This window comes from Candidatus Megaera venefica (assembly GCF_034554655.1).
In the GTDB taxonomy this organism is placed as follows: domain Bacteria; phylum Pseudomonadota; class Alphaproteobacteria; order Rickettsiales; family Rickettsiaceae; genus Megaera_A; species Megaera_A venefica.
Map to the genome: position 1 here is coordinate 1 of NZ_JARJFB010000154.1, position 3758 is coordinate 3758.

The 3758-nt window shown below is 35.6% G+C and carries 4 protein-coding genes and 1 tRNA gene; all 5 read left to right on the forward strand.

Going from position 1 to position 3758, the window contains the following annotated elements:
- The first annotated feature begins 172 nt into the window (after window positions 1-172).
- A tRNA-Leu gene (locus Megvenef_RS07890) sits at window positions 173-257 on the forward strand.
- A gap of 27 nt (window positions 258-284) precedes the next feature.
- Window positions 285-845: a NifU family protein gene (locus tag Megvenef_RS07895; RefSeq protein WP_322777408.1), complete on the forward strand. Its 561-nt coding sequence runs from the start codon at window positions 285-287 to the stop codon at window positions 843-845.
- Between the two features lie 388 nt (window positions 846-1233).
- Window positions 1234-3024 carry a glycoside hydrolase family protein gene (locus Megvenef_RS07900; RefSeq protein WP_322777409.1) on the forward strand — a complete coding sequence of 597 codons (1791 nt, stop codon included), beginning with the start codon at window positions 1234-1236 and terminating at the stop codon, window positions 3022-3024.
- The gene (locus tag Megvenef_RS07905; RefSeq protein ID WP_322777410.1) at window positions 3024-3341 is read left to right on the forward strand and encodes a hypothetical protein; all 318 of its coding nucleotides are present in this window, start codon (window positions 3024-3026) and stop codon (window positions 3339-3341) included. The genes Megvenef_RS07900 and Megvenef_RS07905 overlap by 1 nt, the downstream gene beginning before the upstream one ends.
- Before the next feature lie 89 nt (window positions 3342-3430).
- Window positions 3431-3758 (forward strand): transposase (locus Megvenef_RS07910; protein ID WP_322776028.1); only part of this gene is annotated, 328 nt, incomplete at its 3' end.

A 3758-nucleotide genomic window follows, 5' to 3' on the forward strand; every position in this document is an offset into this window, starting at 1 on the left:
AAAAAATGAATGTGCGGTGATTTATTTTTGAAATTCTTGAAATTATATCAAAAATTTAGAGTTTTGACGGAGAGACTACAAAACGCTTGTTTTTTTGTATGAATTATTCTACTGTGTCAGGCGACTTAAATACTGCATGCTTTAGGTTATCACTAGGATATTAGTGATTTGTGCCCGCGTGATGGAATGGTAGACATAATAGACTTAAAATCTGTGGAGCCTAGCTCGTGCCGGTTCGAGTCCGGCCGCGGGTACCATTTCTAATTATATTAGTAGAATCATTTATGTTTATTCAGATTGAAGAAACGCCAAATCCAAATGCACTAAAATTTTTGCCAGGTCTTGAAATTAGTCCAGAAGGGCCAATTTTCTTAAATAGTTTTGAAGAAGCCGTGCAAAGAAGCACTTTGGCCGTTAAGATTTTTCAAGTCGGTAATGTTGAAGCGGTTTTTTATGGCAAGGAATTTATTACAGTTACTAAATCAGAACAGTCAGAATGGTCGCTGCTAAAGCCGGAAATATTGATGGTCGTAATGGATCACTTAGTTGCTGGTTTGCCTGTTTTTGATGAACCTCAGAATATTTTTAGAGATATCGATACAGATGGCATGTCTGATATCGAAAAACAAATAATAGAAATTATCGAAACAAGGGTTAGGCCTTCAGTCGCTATGGATGGTGGAGATATTGTTTATCAAGGATTTGAAGATGGTATTGTCTACCTTCAATTACGTGGTGCTTGTTCTGGTTGCCCAAGTTCTTCGATTACTCTCAAAAATGGTATTGAATCGATGCTTCAACATTTTGTGCCTGAAGTCAAAGGTGTCGAAGCGGTTGAAGAATAGTACCATTTCCCAGTTTAATTTACTATACACAGTACAGTCAGTCTGGGTTTGACCCATGAACCTAGGGCAGTAGAAAAAGATACCGGACAAGTCGGGGATGACTTACGTCAAAAAACGTGTGAAGTGTAGTATGTTCAGCATGATTGCGTATAAAACCATTTCGCTGTGGATTTAATAACTCTATTAATTCAACCATCCAATCGAACGAACTAAAATTCATATGTCTGATTTAAACTGGGAAATGTATATTAGGTATAGCAAATCAACCACCTAATTTATTATAGTTCAAAATGATCTAGTTAATTGAGTGGATCAAGCATAACCAATTGCTTATATTTGTTTGTCATTATAGTAATTTATTTGCTACTTGGAGAGCTTGGTATTTGTCGTGCCACCCAGCCTTGTACCAAATACCCATGAATTTATTATAGAGCTAAAGGACATAAGCGATATGCAGAAAGAGAAAATTTGGTTCGATCATATTGATTTTAATTCACAACCCAAGCTTGAGAAGAGCGATTTTGAAATATTGCAGCAAGTTTTGTGCGATTCATTAAAGGATAAAAAATATAATCCTAAGAAGCTTGTAATTGAAGATCATACTCCAAGAATGCTTTTTCTGAGTATTGCGCCTAAAAATATTACGGCAACAGTTTTTTGTGAAGGTAGCTTCGGCTTGCTTAGTGCTCTAGAAGTCTTATTTGCAAGATTTTTAAAAGATTTTGCCAGTTATCAGGTGGATGATCTTGTGGTAAAGCTTGATATTGTTACAAATGTAATAGTGCTTAAAAACTGCACCGCTGATACCAGATATCCTTTAGAAAGAGGTTTGCACGGTATTGCTTTTGCTGTGGAATATAAACTTGCAATCTTACCTGAACAAATTGCCTATAATTTTTTGCTTGATGACAATTTAGAATTATATCTCAATAGAAGTTATAATTACCTTGAAAATAGCCCTTTAGAAGCAAGTAAATTTTTCCAGGTGTTAAACAGCAAGAAGTTTACAGTTTATCTTTTTGAAACCGAAGGGTTTTTGGTAGAGAAGGAGCAACTACATATGCTTTATAGGGGGCAAAAGCTTTATAACAAAATTGATATAAAAGATATCAAGCATTCAATAAAGATTGCTGCCTTATACCTTAATGATTCAGTTTACCCTTCTGGTAGATTTGATTACTCTTATTACGCTGACGCTAACCGTAGCATGAAAGACTACAGTGTTCTCAGGCACGCTGGAACTATTTTTTCCATGGCGGAATATTATGACGTTTTAAAAGATCACAATATATTACCGGCAATAAAAAGAGCCATGTCCTACATGATAAGGTTTTTTGTACCTGGTATTGAAAACGCTAACACAATATGTTTACTAGAACGTGGTTCCATTAAACTGGGTGGCAATGGCCTTGCGATATTAGCTATTGCAAAATACACAGAGGTAACAAAGGATAATGCTTACGTCCCACTTATGAAAAAAGCTTGCGAATGGATTTTGGAAAAGATGAATGAGGATGGTAGTTTTCCTGGTCATATACAATATTATCCTAAGGGGAATTACAAGAACATGATTTCTGATTACTACCCGGGGGAGGCAATTTATGGCTTGATGCTTGCAAATAAAATTGTTCCAGATAAAAGATTTGTTGAAGCTGCATATAAAATTGCAAAATGGCTAATTAATACCAGAGATGGTAACAAGACTGTCCGCGAATTGCAGCATGATCATTGGCTTCTTTATGGTTTGAATGAACTGCATCGTGCAAAACAAGATCAACAATTTATTGAGCATGTTGCCAAGATATGTAATGCAATAATGAATAAACAAAACTTACAGGTCAAATATCCTGATTACTTTGGCAGCTTCTACGCAGGTGATCCTAGGTCAACGCCAGCAGCGACCAGAAGTGAAGGTTTACTAGCAGCGTACAGACTGATAAGGGATTATGATGATAATGAGCAGCTAGCTTTATCCATTATGGAGTGTGCAAAGCGCACAATAGGATTTCAGCTGCGCACACAATATACTGAACTTACAACTATGTATTTAGCAGTTAGAGAGAAGGCTTACGGTGGTTTTCGTGGTAGCATTAATACACATGAAATCAGGATAGATTATGTCCAGCACAATCTGTCGTCACTGCTTGCTCTATATCAAATTATGATGGAAAATAGTTGATGTTTGACAGTAAAATTTTTTTACAACAAAAAAAATATAACGTTGATACATATAGGTTTCCGCCTAACCTGTATTGCGTTGGCTTTATAGCCGATTTATCTCATAAAAAATCTCCTGAAAAGGAATTGTGGCATTTTCATTTTGATAGATTAGTGCCAATTAGCCAATATTTGGAGTCAAGAGGAATACAAGTTTTTCTCTATTCTCCAGCAGACGTAGATTTCAAACACAACTTAGCAAAAGGATATCTTCTTACAGGAAATAAGTTTCATGCTACCACTATAACTAGTCCCTCCGTCAAAACTCTCCCCGCCTGAATTAACAAGGGGTTTCATGTCATAAACAGCTTACAAAATCCATAAGAAAATGGTATAATTACCGCATAAAGCTTACGGATTTTAAAATTATGCCTATAGAAAATATTACTTTTCTCCAAAAACAAGAAAGGTTATTTGAAGAGAAATTATCTACAAAACTAAATCCTAAAAACAAGTTATATAAACTAAGGGATTTAGTAAATTGGTCTGAACTTGAAGCCAGAGCATTGCCTAACATTGAAATCAAGCAATTTGGTAGAAATAAGAAAGATCATAGAGTAATGCTAGCACTATCAATGCTTCAAGCTATGTACAACGGTTCTGATTCGTTTACGGAGGAAGAGCTAAAGGAAAATATTTATTGGCAATATTTTTGTGGTTATGAATATTTGCAGCAAGATCTTGATGTGTCTGAAG

Excerpts from the sequence above, each read along its gene's own strand:
- Megvenef_RS07905 (WP_322777410.1), top strand. The coding sequence starts at position 3,024 with ATGTTTGACAGTAAAATTTTTTTACAACAAAAAAAATATAACGTTGAT.
- Megvenef_RS07895 (WP_322777408.1), top strand. The coding sequence starts at position 285 with ATGTTTATTCAGATTGAAGAAACGCCAAATCCAAATGCACTAAAATTT.